This is a genomic window from Clostridium sp. TW13, assembly GCF_024345225.1.
In the GTDB taxonomy this organism is placed as follows: Bacteria; Bacillota; Clostridia; order Clostridiales; family Clostridiaceae; genus Inconstantimicrobium; species Inconstantimicrobium mannanitabidum.
The window spans coordinates 557,047-575,641 of record NZ_BROD01000001.1 but is presented as its reverse complement, the minus strand read 5'-3'; the positions used below and the strand labels follow the sequence as shown (position 1 = coordinate 575,641).

The 18,595-nt window shown below is 29.5% G+C and carries 15 protein-coding genes and 1 pseudogene; 3 read left to right on the top strand and 13 right to left on the bottom strand.

Translation table 11 applies throughout. From position 1 onward, the window contains the following. Nucleotides 1-75: 75 nt before the first annotated feature. The 8 genes from OCU47_RS02735 to OCU47_RS02700 all read right to left on the bottom strand — a co-directional run bounded on the left by OCU47_RS02735 (nucleotide 76) and on the right by OCU47_RS02700 (nucleotide 9,158). On the bottom strand, nucleotides 76-1,494 hold the full coding sequence (locus OCU47_RS02735; RefSeq protein ID WP_261827061.1) for a MerR family transcriptional regulator: 1,419 nt from the start codon (nucleotides 1,492-1,494) through the stop codon (nucleotides 76-78). Between the two features lie 30 nt (nucleotides 1,495-1,524). After that, a complete protein-coding gene (locus OCU47_RS02730; protein WP_261827060.1) occupies nucleotides 1,525-3,144 on the bottom strand; it encodes a putative ABC exporter domain-containing protein in 1,620 nt (539 codons plus the stop codon). After that, nucleotides 3,134-3,865, bottom strand: coding sequence for an ABC transporter ATP-binding protein (locus OCU47_RS02725; protein WP_261827059.1), 732 nt, complete (start codon nucleotides 3,863-3,865; stop codon nucleotides 3,134-3,136). Before OCU47_RS02725 ends, OCU47_RS02730 begins: the two co-directional genes overlap by 11 nt. A gap of 145 nt (nucleotides 3,866-4,010) precedes the next feature. After that, nucleotides 4,011-4,910 (bottom strand): N-acetylglucosamine kinase, encoded by a 900-nt coding sequence (locus tag OCU47_RS02720; protein WP_261827058.1) that lies wholly within the window; start codon nucleotides 4,908-4,910, stop codon nucleotides 4,011-4,013. Then, nucleotides 4,907-6,433: a DUF4127 family protein gene (locus OCU47_RS02715; protein WP_261827057.1), complete on the bottom strand. Its 1,527-nt coding sequence runs from the start codon at nucleotides 6,431-6,433 to the stop codon at nucleotides 4,907-4,909. Before OCU47_RS02715 ends, OCU47_RS02720 begins: the two co-directional genes overlap by 4 nt. Further along, nucleotides 6,433-7,155 carry an N-acetylmannosamine-6-phosphate 2-epimerase gene (locus OCU47_RS02710; protein ID WP_425179421.1) on the bottom strand — a complete coding sequence of 241 codons (723 nt, stop codon included), beginning with the start codon at nucleotides 7,153-7,155 and terminating at the stop codon, nucleotides 6,433-6,435. Before OCU47_RS02710 ends, OCU47_RS02715 begins: the two co-directional genes overlap by 1 nt. A gap of 291 nt (nucleotides 7,156-7,446) precedes the next feature. Continuing rightward, on the bottom strand, nucleotides 7,447-8,490 hold the full coding sequence (locus OCU47_RS02705; protein ID WP_261827056.1) for a HAMP domain-containing sensor histidine kinase: 1,044 nt from the start codon (nucleotides 8,488-8,490) through the stop codon (nucleotides 7,447-7,449). Further along, complete coding sequence (locus OCU47_RS02700) at nucleotides 8,487-9,158, bottom strand: response regulator transcription factor (RefSeq protein WP_261827055.1); 672 nt, start codon at nucleotides 9,156-9,158, stop codon at nucleotides 8,487-8,489. Before OCU47_RS02700 ends, OCU47_RS02705 begins: the two co-directional genes overlap by 4 nt. Before the next feature lie 250 nt (nucleotides 9,159-9,408). On the opposite strand from OCU47_RS02700, the pseudogene OCU47_RS02695 reads away from it, so the two are divergent. Further along, nucleotides 9,409-11,777 (top strand): annotated as a pseudogene (locus OCU47_RS02695) (ABC transporter ATP-binding protein/permease). Between the two features lie 177 nt (nucleotides 11,778-11,954). Here the strand turns inward: OCU47_RS02695 and OCU47_RS02690 are convergent. After that, nucleotides 11,955-12,401 carry a hypothetical protein gene (locus OCU47_RS02690; RefSeq protein ID WP_261827054.1) on the bottom strand — a complete coding sequence of 149 codons (447 nt, stop codon included), beginning with the start codon at nucleotides 12,399-12,401 and terminating at the stop codon, nucleotides 11,955-11,957. A gap of 351 nt (nucleotides 12,402-12,752) precedes the next feature. Between OCU47_RS02690 and OCU47_RS02685 the strand changes: the two genes are divergently transcribed. Together OCU47_RS02685 and OCU47_RS02680 are read left to right on the top strand one after the other, a co-directional pair. Further along, a complete protein-coding gene (locus OCU47_RS02685; RefSeq protein ID WP_261827053.1) occupies nucleotides 12,753-14,057 on the top strand; it encodes an alkaline phosphatase family protein in 1,305 nt (434 codons plus the stop codon). A gap of 7 nt (nucleotides 14,058-14,064) precedes the next feature. Further along, a complete protein-coding gene (locus OCU47_RS02680) occupies nucleotides 14,065-15,369 on the top strand; it encodes an MFS transporter (RefSeq protein ID WP_376778021.1) in 1,305 nt (434 codons plus the stop codon). A gap of 78 nt (nucleotides 15,370-15,447) precedes the next feature. Here the strand turns inward: OCU47_RS02680 and OCU47_RS02675 are convergent, their stop codons facing one another. From OCU47_RS02675 to OCU47_RS02660, 4 genes are all read right to left on the bottom strand, one after another. Next, nucleotides 15,448-16,530 (bottom strand): sensor histidine kinase, encoded by a 1,083-nt coding sequence (locus tag OCU47_RS02675; RefSeq protein WP_261827051.1) that lies wholly within the window; start codon nucleotides 16,528-16,530, stop codon nucleotides 15,448-15,450. After that, complete coding sequence (locus OCU47_RS02670; protein WP_261827050.1) at nucleotides 16,527-17,207, bottom strand: response regulator transcription factor; 681 nt, start codon at nucleotides 17,205-17,207, stop codon at nucleotides 16,527-16,529. The genes OCU47_RS02675 and OCU47_RS02670 overlap by 4 nt, the downstream gene beginning before the upstream one ends. Before the next feature lie 141 nt (nucleotides 17,208-17,348). Beyond that, a complete protein-coding gene (locus OCU47_RS02665) occupies nucleotides 17,349-17,927 on the bottom strand; it encodes a phosphatase PAP2 family protein (protein WP_261827049.1) in 579 nt (192 codons plus the stop codon). Between the two features lie 99 nt (nucleotides 17,928-18,026). Beyond that, nucleotides 18,027-18,584 carry a class I SAM-dependent methyltransferase gene (locus tag OCU47_RS02660; protein WP_261827048.1) on the bottom strand — a complete coding sequence of 186 codons (558 nt, stop codon included), beginning with the start codon at nucleotides 18,582-18,584 and terminating at the stop codon, nucleotides 18,027-18,029. Between the last annotated feature and the right edge of the window lie 11 nt (nucleotides 18,585-18,595).

Genomic DNA, 18,595 nt, shown 5'->3' with positions numbered 1-18,595 from the left:
TTTTGCCATTACTATCAATTTATTGTCTTTTTATCTACATAAAAAAGAGCTAAGACTTTTTTCTTAGCTCTACACTTATTGCTCTATATTATCTACAATTCTACTAACTGGAAAATATATTTCTACTTCTGAAGATTCACACCCATCACTAATATCTGAAGAAAATATATTAAATGAAGGCAATAAATCCATCTCATAATTATTTCCTTTTAAATCATACATAAATACTTCATTTATGCTCCTTTGCAAGTCATTCATGTTACCAACATGTTTATAAAATATATACTCATGCTTTGGCATTGTAAAACTTATCATATCATTAGGAACAGTTTTAATATCTAACACTTGTACTGCAAAGACAAATGAAAAAATAGACTGTGGTACAATATCTTTACCTAATGAATCTACACCTGCAAATCCATATATTTTACCTTTCTCAACTATATTTGATATCTTAAGAGTTCTATCATAAACTTCTCTAACAAACTTAGGAAAATCTTTTTTACTAATGTATTTTGTATAGTGAACTCCAATAAAATTCATTGCTTCTTTATGAACTATAGTTAACGGTACAGATGGTTCAACTCCAAAGCCCTCTTCTTCATACTTTTTCTGAAATTCCTCATCATTCTTTAGTTGTGCTTCTTTGCTTTGTTTATATTTTAAACTTAATATAGATAAGCAGTTATCCACAGCTTCTAATGTTTTTCCTATAATCTCAATATTTCCATCTGATATTATATAAGTACAAAACCTTTCAAAGCCCCTTTGTTGCTCTTCTGACAAATCTAAAAGCATCATTTCATTAATACTCTTAGCTTCTCGTTCTTCAATATAGTTATCATTTTTTAAATTTTCTGCTATTTTGCTTTGTACAATTTTCCATTCTTCTTCATCTATATCTATATTATGCCTCAACTCATCTGGAATGGTTAGATTCGGAATATTGTCTAAAACTTTAACTAGATTCATCCAAGCTTCTTCTTTTTCTTTACTATCTATAGATTCAGTTAAAAAGCTGCTGAGACATAGTGATATTACTCTTCCGTAAATGCCTGGAAAAATTCTTTCAAGTTCTGAAATCATGAAGCCTTCTCTCTCTTTTTCACTCATCTCAATAGCCTTACTCAATACATTCATTTCCTCTGTTACTTTTTTAATATCTGTTTTATCATTTTTCAAATTATTAACACAGGATGACAGTACAGTCTCGCACTTCTTCATTTCACTAATTTGCCTTGCAAGCTTTGATGTATATTCAGTCATTACCTGTAAAAGAGCTTCTGGACTTTCAAGGGCTGACTTAATCTCTTTAACAGAAAGACCAAAACGTCTTAAGGTTGCTATTTGAGTTAATAATTCAACATCTTTCTCAGAGTAATCTCTATAATTATTTTCTTGCGATACAGATGGACTAATTAATCCGTTATCTTCATAATAATTAAGGGCTTTTTTAGTAAGTCCTGTTAGGGACATAACTTCGCTTATTTTCAACCTTATTCCTTCTTTCAAAATAGATTGTAATTATCTAAGTTCAATTTTACTAAATAAGAAATCACTTAAACGGAGTATTATTATAATAATTACAATAGAAATTATAACAAACATTGACAAGGCTAACATTACATTTTTCAGATAAATTACGATTAATGCAGTCACTGCTATAGCTGGAGCAAACATTACATAGGAAACTAAAGATTGAATAATTAAATTTTTACCATTATCATTAGGTGGAGTAACCAAAATAATTATTACAGTACTTAAATAACATAAAATAATTATAACAACTGCTATTAACCATAGAAGAACCACTTGTAAAATTGAAGTTTCAGTAAAAAATACTATAGGTAACAACATCAATGTATCAGTTATAACGTTATTTATTATAGGTTTAACATGCAAAGCTAAAAGTTTTGCAGCAGCACTACCTGGCAAAAGAAATAAATATTGCTTCTTTATTTCATACTTCAGAGGAGATGATATCTGCGCTGAACTAATTGCTCCTTGTAAAAATACTAATATAAATAATGGATAAAAACTGCTGAACTCTTTTCCTCTAAGAAAGTAACACATAACCCCTGATGCTATTAAAGCAATTGCATATCCAATTAAACCACCTTTCTTTGCAGTTCGCTTGTTTATTATAGAGCTTTTCCAAATAAAAGCCCACGGTCCTCTAAGCTCTTTTATATTGAACGCTTCAACTGTTTTACTTTTCTTTGAATCTTCTAAGTTATCAACAATATCATAAATAGTACTTGAATGAGTATCCACAATTTTTTCGTGATAACCAACATCTTCACCAGCTTCTTCATAATAGTCATCAGCAAAGTAAATTGCACAAAATAGCATTGCTGTTGTAATGACAACTAATACAACTGTCTGAATAAAAGGTGCCTTATTAGCTACAAAAGGAGCTATCAGCATATCTCTTAACCACCCTACAATCAGAATGGTAGAAAAAAACTTTTCATTTAATATATCGATCACTGTATCAAGTATATTTTTACTGCCAACAGTATTATAAATCAGGTGGAAAACTATAACCCCTGCAAATGATAAAATACAATATTTTATCAGCTTACCTAAATTAAATCTGTTAGATATAGTATATACAAGAAATATCAATGCATTTTGCAATATAGGAAATAGTAATATTGCAATAATAACATATATAAGCTTAAATATATGAACCTCTGAAACCCTTGATACGGTAATAACCATTACTACAACCAACAAAATTGACCCTATTAACCCCTTTATACATTTTCTTATAATTGTCCAAGCGTAAATTGTTCGTGGACTTATAGGTGACGGAAACAAATAATTAACATCGGCAGATTCAAATTGAGAGGGATTATATTTGGCTACAGAATTATAAATTGTAAGCATAAATATCAAAAGTAATATAAGCATAATTATAGCTGATAATATATGCGGTTTTATTATAACCTGCAAAAGAGTATAACCTCCTCCATTTTTTCTTGTATATAAAAACAAAATAACTATAAAAGGAAAAAGGAATGACCCCATAGTTTTTATTGCAGTTAATGGATGCCTAAAAGACTCTATAACTCTATTCTTATATTTAGTTATTTCTATATATGCTAAAGAGAGAAAATCCTTAAATCCACTATTTTTCATCTTCAGTCACCTCTAAGAATATATCTTCAAGGGAAGTCTCTTGAGAAACTTTTATTTTGTGTCTTAAATCTTCTATACTACCTTCGGCTAACACTCTCCCCTTTTTCACAACAATTATTCTATCACATAGATTTTCAGCAGCATCCAGCATATGAGTACTTATAAGTATAGTTTTTCCTTCTTCCTTTAAAGCTTTAAAAGCATCCTTTAATTCTCTCACAGCCTTAGGATCAAGGCCTATAAAAGGCTCATCTACAAAGAAAATTTCCGGATTATGAATTAATGCACAACATATAGAAAGCTTCTGCTTCATCCCTTTGGAAAGATTTTTAGCCAGCTCATCCTTCTTATCTGCTATATCAAATTTAGATAATATTTTTTCAGCTACCACAGTCCAATTATTAATCTTATATACAAGTGCCATAAACTTTAGGTGCTCCCATACTGTAAGCATTGGGTATATATCAGGAGTTTCAGGTATATACGCTAATTTGTATTTAACATCCTTAGATTTATTGTCGGTACCATTTATAAATATTTCTCCTTCATTCTTTCTAAGAAGTCCCAAAATACACTTAATAGTAGTAGTTTTACCAGCTCCATTAGGACCAGTTAATGCCACAATTTCTCCCTTATTTAATGAAAAACTTATGCCATCAACAGCATTTTTTCTTTTATAGTGCTTTGTCAAATTTGTAACTTGCAATACTTTTTCTTCCATATTAACATCTCCCACTGTCTTCGTTGATAAAATTCTAACGCGATCCCTTGGGGAACAGTCAATATATTAATAAAAATTATTTTTAAATATAAGAATATGGTGTTGTAGATTCATTTTTCAAATAACTCTACAACACCATATTTAATTAGAATTCTCGATTCTTTATAGCTAGATAATAACTTCCCTTTGCAGACGATATGCATTCATTTATGATATTAAAATCCTTTATTTCTTTTGATAGATATCTTATATAATTCTCCTTTATAATAGAAACTTTGGTAAGAATACTTCCCAATATGCATATATTAACTTGAGATTGAAAGCCAAGCATTTTATAAACCTTCACGGTGATATTTGCTAACTCTTTGCTAGCCACCTTTAATATATTAACTGCATTCTCATCATTTCTTTCTGCAGCCTTTACTATAACTGGAGTTATAGCTGCAATATCTGTTTTATTTGAATTAGAAACAAATTCAACCATATCATAAATATTTGATACATTAATATAACTCAAGATTTCTTTACTTAAGTCTGAACTTTCTAGTCCATCATCTATCTCACTAACTACTTTCTTTAAGCCATTTAATGCTATATCATAGCCACTGCCTTCATCACCTAATATTTTTCCCCATCCACCTGCACGAAAATATTTATCTTTATGAAATCCAAAACTCACAGAGCCTGTCCCCGAGATTGTTATTATCCCATCTTCTCCTTTTAAAAGAGCATAAAAAGCTAAATCCGCATCATTAATTACAGTAATAGAAGTATTAAATCTACCCGTTAAATAATTCTCTATTATTTCTTTATTGTTACCTACTTCCATTCCTGAAATTCCAGCATAAATATGAACACAATCACTTCTATTCAAATTTTCCATGCATTGAGATATAGCCATGCCTATGTTATCTAATCCTTGTTGTCTATCTTCAATTATGTTTGCAAATCCTCCATATCCACAGGCTATCTGCTCTCCAGCACTATTGTAAGCTATAACTTCTGTTTTGGTTCCTCCACCATCTACACCAATAACATATTTCATATTTTCAATTCCTTTCTAACTATAGACAATTCTAAGCCAACTTCAAACATCCTTTTCCATGGTAAAAATACTTTTTCTATATTCAACTCATACATATTAGAAATATTAAGCTTATTATATTCTTCTACTAATAGCTTTCTAATTTCTTTTTCAACTTCAGATTGTTTGTCTTTTAAATCAAATATATTCATTCCATACTTAGGCAAAAACTCATTGGTTAATTTATCTCTAACATTAGCTTGATATAGTGCATCTTCAACAACTCTATATATAATATTTCTAATTATTTCTTGATTTTCTTTCTGATCAAATGCGTGTATTCCAGAAGATAAGACAGTCCCTAGAGAATTGCAATTTGTATTCCATCCTGCATAAGCTATAATCTTATCCAATATACCTAACCTGTCCATAAAATCTATTAGCTGTAGATCTCCTCCATTACAAAACGCTGAATCACAAACAATTACCTTCTCACCACTATTTACGTATTTTTGTATTCTAAAAACAAAATCCTGTAGATTTCTATGTGAAGTAAAGGTTAAATCTAAATTTGTTAATTGTTCACAGGCCTCCTGCATTTTCTTTCCTGGACAATTAATTGCTAATATAAGATCTGCATCTTTATAGTCCTCTACAATTTCTGCTCCACATACACGTATATGATATTTTAGGCTTTCATTCATTGGCCTATCTTCATAAAATGGTATAATAGTTGGTCCTAAAGTAGATGCATAAAAAGGATATACCTTAACTGTTCTATTCAAATAATTATTTAATATTCTAGCTAATAAAGAACATGCTACTTCATCAGCTCCTGGATATATATTCACCTTAAATTCTAACTTGTTTTCTTTAACAAACCTAATAACTTTTCTTTGAGCAATAGCTGTATATCCATACTCACAAGAATCATCCTGTGGTATTGTTAAGAAGTCAATTATTCCTTCCTTAACTAATTCAACAACCTTCATATTAACCTTTAAATTAAATTCTCTTCTGTTTTCATAGTCATCAATTATTTCATTAGGTATCTTTATATTATCAAATTCATTTTCTTCTTCCTTAGAAAGGCTAGACCTTTCTCTCTTGTCCATCAAATATGCTCTTCTAAATATGCTATATCCATAGGCCCCATAATATTCAGGTTCCTCTTCTGCTGAATTATATTGGGGAGATCTCATTATACAATTAAATGCATAAATTTTAAGGTTTGGATTGAATTTCTTAACTTTTTTGATATTCTCAATATACTCTCCCACTTCTTCTGAGCTCAAACAATGAAGTCTAGAAGGTATTAACCCTCCATAAACCAACATATCAACAGAAATTACTGCGTAATCACACCCCACTGCATTTTCAAAAACAAACTCCCATAATTTTTTTGTATCTGCTGCTGTTTTTTTATCTCCTAACAGGCTCTTTTCTGGTACTACTAATTCAATATCTCTTCGTACCTTAACTACATCCTGTGGAAAATTGAAATTGCAAGGTCTTTCATCTAATGGAATAAATAGTACCTTCATCAATCACAACACCTTCCTACATTATTTATTTGGTCTGCAAATTTTTTTGTAATGATTTGTGGTCTTGTAATAATTGAGCCTACTACAACACTGTGGCACCCTAGTTCTAAAACACGACGTGCTTTTTCAGGTGTATCTATGTTTCCTTCTGCTATCACTGGTTTTTTAACCTTGTCCAATATCCTTCTTATCAATTCAAAATCATTTTCCTCTATTTTGGCTCCTTGGCTTTGCTTGGTATAACCTACTAATGTTGTCCCAATAAAATCAAAACCTAATTTATCTGCATGTATTGCTTCCTCATAGGTTGAACAATCAGCCATTAATAATTGCTTTGGATATTTCTCTTTGATATTAAAAAAGAATTTATCTAAGGATAATTTATTAGGTCTCATAGAAGTTGTAGCATCAAGAGCAATAATCTCAACTTTAGACTCTATCAATTCCTCAATTTCAGCCATAGTTGGAGTAATATACACATCACTATCATCATAGTCCTTTTTAACTATACCTATGATAGGCAAATCAACATTTCGCTTGATTTCCAATATATCTTCTTTTGTATTAGCTCTGATTCCAGAAGCACCACCTTCCTTTGCTGCTAGTGCCATCCTTCCCATTATAAAAGAAGAGTGCAATGGCTCACTGGGTAAAGCTTGACAAGATACTATTAATTTATTTTTTAAACATTCAAGAGTATTCAATATATCACCTTCATACATAATATTACAACAATCGTATAATCATATTATAGTACATACGTTTACATTTTCAATGAGACTATCATTCCTTTTTAGCACACTATCTTCACCTGATATATCAGTTCTCCATTCACATCTTTTTCCCCTATATACTTAAAACCTAAGCTTGTATTCAAATTATATGCCACTATATTATCTTCAAAAAAACTAAGATAAAGAGAACTAACATCAATGTCTTTAAAATATAAGTTATGCTCTTTTTATCCCACAATATAACACATTCCAAATTTTACACCTATCTCATAGATAATTTTATACCTCAGTATTTTCTAATTTCACTATAAATGTTGATCCCTTTCCATATTCACTTTGTACTTTTATCTCTCCATTACATAAATCTATTATTCTTTTTACAAGTGTGAGTCCAAGACCATTTCCTTCAACATTACGATTTTTATCTCCTTGATAAAATTTTTCAAATATGTGTTTTCGCGTATCCTCTGTCATTCCTATGCCTGTGTCAGAAATCTCCACGGTTACCAATTGATCTATCTGTCTCATAACTATCTGAATGGATCCATTTTCAGGAGTAAATTTTATAGCATTACTTAACAAATTAAACCACACCTGAATAAGTAAGTCTTCATTGCCATAGAATTCAATTGGACTTAAGTCAATATTAAGATTTATATTCTTTTTACTCCATTTAACTTCTAATAGTAATAGAGCTTGCCTTATCTGCTCATCTAACTGATAAATTGTTTTCTCAACAACAATCTCTTGACTCTCCAGTTTTGATAATTTTAATATATTACTACTTAAAATGGATAATTGCCTTGCACTTTCAATGATCATCTTTGTATATTCATCATGTTCTTCTTCACATAGGCCCCTATCCTGCAGCAAAGTTGCATATCCCTCAATTGCAGATATTGGTGTTTTAAACTCATGTGAAACATTAACTATAAAATCATTCCTAAATGTCTCAATTCCATCTAATTCTCTTATCATTTTATTGAAATAACTATTCATATCTTTAATTGTGCTTTCTTTATAATTTTCATTAAGTCGAACACTAAAATCTCCCTTAGCTACTTGTTTTGTTGCTATAATTAAAGCTTCAATAGGTTTCAGTATCCTATGCATTATGAATATTGTGAAAAATGTAGAAACTATTATACTTAGAATACATATAGCTATAAATGGAAATATATGCTTTAACATATCATTTGAATAATGTGATAATTTGTATATTATAAATATAGCAATAGCTATTAATACAACTGAAATATTCATGATAAGAAAAACACTTATTATCATTCTCCACCATAAACCGAATCTTGATTTTATATTCATTTCTTAACCACCTTATATCCCAGTCCCCTTACAGTAACAATTTCAAAATCTGGGTTACTAGAAAAATGCTTTCGAAGTCTATTTATATGCACATCGATTGTCTGTGCATCTGATTCGCTATTAACACCCCAAATCTCATCCATAAGTTGCTGTCTAGTGAATATTTTATTTGGAAATGATACTAGCATATAAAGGAGATAAAATTCTTTTTGGGATAACTCTATTATTTCACCATTCCTAAAAACTGTTAGACAATCATAATCAAGAATAGTTTCTCCTATGTTTTGTTTTCTATCATGAATACTTTTTACTCGGCGTAATAATGCTCCAACACGCAATACCATTTCATTAACATCAATAGGTTTAACCATATAGTCATCAGTTCCAAGAATAAACCCACGCCTTTTAGCTGAAAAATCTTCTCTTGCTGTAATCATCAATATAGGAATTTCGCTGTTTGTATCTCTAATGGATTTAGTAAACTCATACCCATCCATATTTGGCATCATGATATCTGAAATTACTAAATCAACATGATTTGCTTCTATAACATTCCAAGCTTCAATACCATCTCCTGCCTGTAATGTATTATATCCATTTTTATTTAAAACAGTACTAAATAATTTACGTAACTTTATATCATCTTCCACAATTAATATAGTAAACATTCAAATTTCTCCTTTGCACCAAAATATAATATTTCATTTCATTATATTATTAGAAGTTAAACTGAAAATGAACTTTTACAAGGCATCTAAAAATAAATAACATAAGGAATTACTTGTTTTTCAAACTCCTTTATAAAAATTATTTTATTTAGTTCATCTTCAGTTCATCTTGAGTTAAGGTTGAGTTTATTTTTTAATTTTAAACTAAAACTAGTTAATTTATTATAACAAAAGTGAAAGGAGAACAAGTATGTTACAATTAAAAGAAATATCAAAAAGTTATTCTACAGGCGATTTCACTCAAATTGCCCTAAATAAAGTAAATCTAGAATTTAGAGAAAATGAATTTGCAGCTATCCTTGGTCCAAGTGGCTCTGGAAAAACTACTCTTTTAAATGTTGTTGGCGGACTTGACCAATATGACAGCGGAGATTTAATAATAAATGGAGCCTCAACAAAGAAGTTCAAAGACAGAGATTGGGATGCATATCGTAACAACAGTGTAGGTTTTATCTTTCAAAGTTATAACCTTATAGGGCACCTAGGTATCTTGGATAATGTAGAAATGGGAATGACATTAAGTGGTGTTTCTTCATCAGAAAGAAGAAAGAAAGCTTTAAATGCTCTTAAAAGAGTTGGACTTATAGACCATATTAATAAAAAACCAAACCAGCTATCTGGTGGTCAAATGCAAAGAGTTGCTATAGCAAGAGCTCTTGCTAACGATCCTGATATAATCCTTGCTGATGAGCCTACCGGTGCTCTAGATACCACTACAAGCGAACAAATTATGGAGTTAATCAGAGAAATCGCGAAAGACAAGTTAGTTATAATGGTTACACATAATCCAGAACTTGCTGAAAAATATGCCAGTCGTACTATTCATTTTCAAGATGGACATGTTATAAATGATAATAATCCTCTAAAGAGAAAGATATTAAATCTGATTATAAACTAAAAAAGACCAGTATGAATTTTCTTACTGCCTTAAAGTTATCTGGAAAAAACATCATGACAAAGAAATGGAGAACTGGGCTCACTGCTTTTGCTTCGAGTATAGGCATAATCGGAATTGCACTTGTGTTATCTCTCTCAAATGGATTTAATAAGCAAATTGATTCCTATGAAAAAGGAACACTTTCAAATTTTCCAATAACTATTAGTCAGACAGCTACAGATATCTCAAAAATGACTCCTTCAAACAAAGAGAAAAAAATTGAATTTCCTAAAGACAATGATATATATCCATATGATTCAAGCAAAACTTCTGCTTCACACACCAATGTGTTAACAGAAAAATACATAGATTACATTAATAAAATAGATACATCTTGGATTGATGGAATTTCATACTCTAGAAGTATTAACATGAATATACTAAAAAAACAAGATAATAAAGCTACTGCTTTAAATTTAGGTACCATCAATTTCACCTCATATCCAGTGAAAAAAGATGATAAATCATCCTCATACTTAAAAGAATATTATGATGTACTCGAGGGGAATTTGCCATCAGACAAAACACAAATTGTTCTTGCTGTAGACAAGTATAATCAGGTTAACAAGACTGTATTAGAAGAACTTGGAATTGACTCTGATAAAAAAAGTATAAATTTTAAAGATATTATTGGGAAAGAGTTCAAGCTTGTTTTGAATAATGACTATTATGCAAAAGCAGATAACAATTTTAGAATTAATGGAAATCCTTCAGATTTAAGTGCTCTGTATAATAGTTCAAAAGCCATAACATTAAAAATAAGTGGTGTAATTAGAATAAAAAATGGTGTCAACATCTCTGCACTTCCTGCAGGAATTATCTACTCAGACGAGCTTTCACAATTTTTTATTAATGATGCTATGAAATCTCAAATCGTTAAAGCACAGCAATCTATAAATTATAATGTACTTACAGGTGGAATTCTATCTAATAAAACTCAAACATCAACTGGAATGAGTCCAGTGGGACCAACTTCAATGGGCGGCAATGCTACTGGCATGAATATCAAAAGCTCACAAACTAAAGAGGACGTTTTAAAATCATTAGGAGCATCTTATATTCCAACTACTATTTCATTATATCCAATAAATTTCGACTCTAAAGAAAAAATCACACAATATCTTGATAAATGGAATAATGGATTAGATGAAAAAGACCAAATTAAATATACTGATATGGCTTCAATGGTTACAACCTTATCCAAAAACCTAATGGATTCAATCACTCTTGTATTAGTAGCATTTGCAGCAATTTCACTATTTGTTTCACTAATCATGATTGCCATTATAACATATATTTCTGTGTTAGAACGTACAAAAGAGATAGGTGTTCTACGTGCTTTAGGTGCAAGAAAAAAAGATATTACCCGTGTTTTCAACGCTGAAACCTTCATTATAGGTCTTTGTTCTGGAACTTTAGGTATACTAATCGCGTATTTGCTTACATTCCCTGTAAACAGCATTCTTTATAAAATCACAAACTTATCTAACGTTGCAATGCTTAATCCTGTTCATTCATTAGTGTTGGTATTGCTTAGTTTAATATTAACTGTTCTTGGAGGAGCACTACCAGCAAAAATGGCAGCAAAGAAAGATCCAGTAACTGCACTGCGTTCAGAATAGTACGTAAATTTATTTATAATAAAAGGAGCTGTCGCATTAGCGGATTAAAATCTTCTAGCGATAGCTCCTCTTTTGCTATTTCTCCATATAAAGAATTTTCATAACAAATCACTACCATTATCATTATTCTATCAATCCAAATATCATCATAAGCAAGTACATATTTCTTCCACAGATCTATTTTTGAAATAAGTATACAAAATTTAGTATTGTAGTAACTATTGAAAAGATTATAAAGAATGCAAAACCCTTAAGTGTGCCAAACCTTGGTCCACCATATAATCCATTTCCATCCGAAATAGTTAAATATCGAAACTTTTCTTGAACTAGTAATGTTGTTTTGTAATAATGCTTCCATAAACATGCTACAATAGCGAAAAAAAATGTTATTCCTATTGGTTGAACTATAGCTAAGTTTATTAATTTCTTAACTTCTACACTCTTAATTATCCATATAACTATGTTTACAAGAAAAATTATTACAAATTGAACTTTTGAAACTTTCCATAACCGCTCTATATTTTGTTCTCCCATTTCTATTATAAATAGTACAGAACCATAAAAAACTATTAGTGCTGCAAGTATTACTCCCACAATTATTGCCACTGCTAGTAAATCTTTCACACTCCCCACCTCACTTAACACTCAAAACTTCTAAACCCCTATGCTATACACTATAAAGCATTTATTTAAATATTAGGTATAATTGTATATTTAAAACATCCAAATGTCAATGAATCACTTAGTATAGAAGTTGACAAAGAGCAAGTTACTTTATATGAAACAAAGATATAGAACAAACGAGTAACCATATTAAATTTGTAACAACAAGTAATTCAAATCAAATTTAACGTCAATTTATTTAACCTTTAATCTCTAATTAACATTCCAAAGATAATATAAAAAGGTACTAACATAATCTTATAGGTAACTTACATAAGATTAAGCAAAGTTAATATTATTGAGGAGAGAAAAATGAAGGAGCAAACTAAACATTTAATAGTAATCTCATTTGACGGTCTATCATCTTTAGATTTTGAATATATAAGAACTTTACCAAACTTTAAAAGATATCTTAACACTGCATCCTATTGTAACAAGGTTTACAGTGTGTACCCTTCCTTAACTTATCCTGCACATGCAACCATTGTAACAGGGAAATACCCTAAAAATCATGGAATCATAAATAATACTTTGCTGCAAATTAATAAAAAATCTCCAGACTGGTATTGGTATAGAAAAGATATACAAGGAGAAACCTTTTATGACTTAGCCATAAAAAAAGGAAAGAAGGTTGCAGCTCTACTATGGCCTGTCACCGCTAAATCTAAGATTCAATATAATATGCCTGAAATATTTGCTAACAGACCTTGGCAAAATCAAATTTTCACCTCACTTTTCAATGGAAGTCCATTATATCAATTTGAATTGAATAAGAAGTTTGGAAACTTAAGAGATGGATTATCTCAACCTAATTTAGATAACTTCACACATGAATCGCTACTTTACACTATAAAACATAAAAAAACAGATTTAATACTTGTTCACTATACTGATTTAGATAGTGCAAGACATAATTACGGTTTTAATTCTAACGAAGCAACCCTTGCACTTAAAAGACATGATAGAAGACTTGCAGATATTATAAATACCTTACTTGACCAAAATATATATGATGAAAGTACAATTGTAATTTTAGGTGATCATAGCAGTCTTGATGAAAAATATGTTGTTAACTTAAACGTGTTGCTACTTAAAAATGGATATATTCATACAGATACACATCATAATATCACTTCTTATAAAGCAATAGCTAAAAATTGTGATGGCTCTGCTTATGTATATGTAAATAACGATGATAAGGAAACAATTAAACGCATCTATAACTTAATCTTAGAATTCAACAAAGCTAATAATTGTATAGATATTATCTACACTAAAGATGATGCTGTTAAATTAGGTGCAGATCCAAAATGTGCACTTATGCTAGAAGCTAAACTTGGCTTCTACTTTCAAGATGAACTTCATGACGATATAATCATTGATTTGAACCAAGCAAATAAGTTTAAGTATCCACATTATACAAAAGCTACTCATGGCTACTCACCATATAAAGAAAATTACACCACTGTATTTATGGCAGCTGGATGTGGCATAAGAAAAAACATAATAATTGATGAAATGAACTTAGTTGATGAAGCTCCTACAATAGCTAATTTACTAGGTATAGATTTAAAAGATGTAGATGGTAAAGTTATACAAGAACTTTTTGAGAAATAATTATCTTATGGAGGTACAAAATATGTACAAATGTAACAAAGAAGAAAAAAGTTGGATTCTATATGATTGCACAATATCAACCTATAGCATGATTCTCATAACCTCAATATTCCCTCTATATTTAAGAATGGTATTAAAAAATAATGGAGTTTCAGAAGCCTCCACTACAGTTTACTGGGGATATTTAAATTCAATTGGAAGATTTCTTATAGCAATTTTAGCTCCTATTTTAGGAACAATTGCGGACTACAGAGGATATAAAATAAAATTCTTTAAAATATTTTGTATAATAGGCATTGTTGCAACAGGACTTTTAGGGATTATTCCAGATTCGCTCTACATAGTTATAGCAATAATATTCACTATAAGTACTATAGGTAATTCAGGAAGCAATGTTTTTTATGATGCCTTCCTAGTAGATGTTACTGATAAAAAGAATATGGACATGATTTCTTCTATTGGTTTTGCTGCTGGATATATCGGGGATATAATCTCACTTGCGCTTTGCATGGTAATTGTCTTACTAGCTCAAAAAAATATAATTCCAATAGATGTAGCCACTGCTTGTAGAATATGTTTCATAATAACTGCTATTTGGTGTTTATTATTTTCAATTCCAATGATTAAAAATGTGAAACAAGTTTATGGTATAGATAAAGAAAATAAAGTTGTAACAAATAGTTTTAAACGCTTGGGAAAAACCCTTTCCAACATAAGAAATCATAAAAATATTTTTACGTTTCTATTAGCTTACTTTTTCTATATCGATGGAGTAAATACAATAATAACCATGGCAACATCCTTTGGTTCAGATTTAGGAATTAGCAGCTCCAGCATGCTTCTTGTATTATTACTAATCATGTTTGTTGCCTTTCCTTCCTCAATTATTTATGGAAAATTAGCAGAAAAGCATGGTGCCAAGATTATGCTATATGCTGGAATAATTATATACTCTGTCATATGTGTATATGCCTATTTCATTCATAACATAACAGGATTTATGATATTAGCTGTACTTGTAGGAACATCCCAAGGTGGTGTACAAGCAATAAGCAGATCATATTTTGGCAAACTCGTTCCTAAAGAAAAGAATAATGAATTCTTTGGTTTTTTCAATGTATTTGGAAGATTTGCAGCAATTTTAGGACCTGCATTAGTTAGTTTGGTAACCTCCTTAACTGGGAAAACATCTAATGGTGTTTTTAGTGTATTAGCTCTATTTATATTAGGAGGACTTATTCTTACCAAAGTTGAAGATGTTAAAATAAAGGATGAAATAATTCTAAAAGATGAAGCTATAATAAATAATTAGACTTATAAAATTACTGCTCCCATATCAATTCTTATAAATTAATATAGGAGCAGTATAAAATATACATTATAAATTTAATTAATTTTCTTGAGGCAACCTAATATTAAATTTAATCTCATTACCATCACACTCTGCCCAAATCATTCCATGATGAAGTGCAATGATTTTCTTTGAAATGGCAAGACCTAACCCTGAACCTTCAATTTCAGCATTTCTAGATTTATCAATTCTATACATCTCATCAAATATTCTCACCAAATCCTCCTCACTAATATTATCGCCTTCATTAATAAAAGAAAGATTAATATTGTTATCTTCCTCCCACATTTTAATTGTATAGGTAGAATTTTTATAACTATATTTTTCAGCATTTTTTACTAAATTCTCAATAACTCTAATAAATTTTTGCATATCAATTTCACACATTAATTCATTTTCATCGCATTCAATCTCAACTTGTATATTTTTCTCTGATAAAAATAGCATATGCTCTCCAACTATCTGACTTACTATAACAGCTATATTAAATGGAGCTTTATTTAGTTTTATGTAGTTATTGGAAAACTTAGTATATTCAAAAAGTTCCTCAATTAACTTTTTTAGATTTTTGCTTTTTTTATAGGCTACTTCTAAAAATTCCTTTTGCTCTTTTGTAAAATTCCCTTTATCCTTATTGAGAAGTTCCAAATATCCCATTATAGATGTTAATGGAGTTTTTAAGTCATGTGAAACAGCAACTATTAATTCATTTTTAGCATCTTCTTGCTTTTTTTCTTTTTCATAATTTTCTTTAAGTTTTTCAGACATTGTATTTATATCAGTAGCTAATTGAGCAATTTCATCACTACCTTTTATATCTATAGGATTTAGATATTTCTGAGTCTTTATATTAGTAACACTCTTGCTTATATACTTTAAATATTTAATTCTTCTGCTAATTGCAGCTAAAAAAACAACTACAAAAATTGTTATTGCTGTTACAAAATATCCTGTAGCTATTATAACTCCATACGTTTTATAAAACTCAGTATTATATCCAAATATTTTAACAATTATATTACTCAGAACCCCTAAAAACAAAAAACTTATTATCATATCGATAGGAATCAATATTAATAATTTGATTCCTACATTATTAAATATATTTAGCTTTATCTTCATATCTTATAGCCAACTCCCCAAACAGTCTTAACATATTTAGGACTTTTGGGATTGGGTTCGATTTTTTGCCTTAGATTTGTTATATGAACCATAATTGAAGTATCTGATACTGCAAATTTCTCGTTCCAAATAATCTCGTATAACTTCTCAACAGAAAATACCATACCTCTATTTTTAGCCAAACATTCTAATATTGCGAATTCCTTTGGGGTAAGTTTAACTTGCTTTCCTTTTACGGCTACCTCATGAGTATCAAAATTAATAGTTAAATCTTCAATAGTAACAAAATTGATATTTTGAAGCTCGTTAAACTTTTTATATCTTCTAAGTTGAGCCTTTACTCTGGCTATAAACTCCATAGAGCCAAATGGTTTAGTGATATAATCATCCGCACCTACTGTTAACCCCTGTATCTTGTGAATTTCTTCATCTTTTGCAGATAAAAATATTATAGGCATAGTATAATTTTCTCTAATTTTCATACAAGCACTTATGCCATCAAGAATTGGCATCATCACATCTAAAATAACTAAATCAAAATCATTCTCATTAATCTTAATTAAGGCTTCAGCACCATTAGAAGCCTCCTCAATATTATACCCTTCATTTCCAAGATAGACTTTGATTAAATTTCGAATATCCTTATCATCATCTACAACCAAAATATTTGTCTCCATATATGTACTTCCTTTTCTTCTCTAAATATTTTTTCTTAGATAAATTAATAATTTTTATATTGAAAAATTTCATTCTTCAATACTAGTAAAAAATGCGTACTATCTCATTATTTTTTCTTTACATCATTATAAAAACTTACTTTACGAGTAATATACTCCTATTAATAAGGAAATCTTTTGTACATATCCTAACTGTAAAATTATTAACATTAATCTTGAACATAATATTCCCAAGATAATGCCTGCTATAATATCAGTTGGATAATGTACATTCAAATATACCCTTGATAAAGCTATAAGAAATGCTATACCAATGAAAATAAACTTATATTGAGCATAATGCACAGACAACACTTCTGCAGCAGCAAAAGAAGACAACGTATGGCCTGAAGGAAAAGAATAAGATAAAGGCCTAGAAATCAAAAGACTAACATTATTATATTGATTACAAGGTCTAACTCGTCTTACTATATTTTTTATTACTCCTTCTCCAACAATGGTACTTATTATTAATGTAAGTATTACTACATATACAATTAATTTCTGCTTTTTATCTACAGATATAGTTACTGCTATTAAAATCCAAATACCACCCAAGTTTCCCATAGATGTTATTATAGGCATTAATATATCTAAATATTTATTTTGTATATATTTCTTAATAGAACATAAAATATAATTATCAAATCTATTTATTTTTTTTAAGGCATTTAAATACACTCAATCCCTCCATACTAAGTTTATATCGGTATACTAATTTTTTGCCTAAAACTCTTTAATTTCCAATTAAAAACATGCTTTTAGCACTCTATATTCTGCCTAGTTTTTACATTCTAAAACATAAGCTGGTGGTAGATTTAAAAGTACTTTCTTTCTTTTAATTTCCCCGAAATATTTTCTAAATAGCTTCATTTTAAATAAAGTATATTGAAAAGTTATAAACCTACTTTTACCTTTTAATATTTCTTTTGTAACTGATAATATCCTTTGACTCATAGCATCAGGTAAACTTGCAAATGGCAGTCCTGAAACAATATAGTCAACCTTATCAATATTGTATTTATTTAAATATTCTTTTAAATTCTCAGCTGAATCATTTATTAGTATAAAGTTTGTCTCATTTTTAAACTTGTCTTTTAATATCTTATAAAATTCAGCGTTATATTCTATAGCTATAAATATCGTGCTATCCTTCTTCTTATTTAATATTTTTTCTGTGAAAACGCCAGTTCCTGGTCCATATTCAACAATGCATGAAGCATTTATGAAATTAATATCTTCAACCATTCTATTGGCTAATTTTTCTGAACTTGGTGCTACAGCACCTACTGTTTTTGGATTTCTTATATATTGTTTTATAAAATTATTACTTTCCATTTTATCTTCCC

Bases quoted from the DNA above. Each gene is read 5' to 3' on its own strand.
- OCU47_RS02730 (WP_261827060.1), bottom strand. From the start codon at position 3,144: ATGAAAAATAGTGGATTTAAGGATTTTCTCTCTTTAGCATATATAGAA.
- OCU47_RS02725 (WP_261827059.1), bottom strand. From the start codon at position 3,865: ATGGAAGAAAAAGTATTGCAAGTTACAAATTTGACAAAGCACTATAAA.
- OCU47_RS02720 (WP_261827058.1), bottom strand. From the start codon at position 4,910: ATGAAATATGTTATTGGTGTAGATGGTGGAGGAACCAAAACAGAAGTT.
- OCU47_RS02715 (WP_261827057.1), bottom strand. From the start codon at position 6,433: ATGAAGGTACTATTTATTCCATTAGATGAAAGACCTTGCAATTTCAAT.
- OCU47_RS02710 (WP_425179421.1), bottom strand. From the start codon at position 7,155: ATGTATGAAGGTGATATATTGAATACTCTTGAATGTTTAAAAAATAAA.
- OCU47_RS02705 (WP_261827056.1), bottom strand. From the start codon at position 8,490: ATGAATATAAAATCAAGATTCGGTTTATGGTGGAGAATGATAATAAGT.
- OCU47_RS02700 (WP_261827055.1), bottom strand. From the start codon at position 9,158: ATGTTTACTATATTAATTGTGGAAGATGATATAAAGTTACGTAAATTA.
- OCU47_RS02685 (WP_261827053.1), top strand. From the start codon at position 12,753: ATGAAGGAGCAAACTAAACATTTAATAGTAATCTCATTTGACGGTCTA.
- OCU47_RS02680 (WP_376778021.1), top strand. From the start codon at position 14,065: ATGGAGGTACAAAATATGTACAAATGTAACAAAGAAGAAAAAAGTTGG.
- OCU47_RS02675 (WP_261827051.1), bottom strand. From the start codon at position 16,530: ATGAAGATAAAGCTAAATATATTTAATAATGTAGGAATCAAATTATTA.
- OCU47_RS02670 (WP_261827050.1), bottom strand. From the start codon at position 17,207: ATGGAGACAAATATTTTGGTTGTAGATGATGATAAGGATATTCGAAAT.
- OCU47_RS02660 (WP_261827048.1), bottom strand. From the start codon at position 18,584: ATGGAAAGTAATAATTTTATAAAACAATATATAAGAAATCCAAAAACA.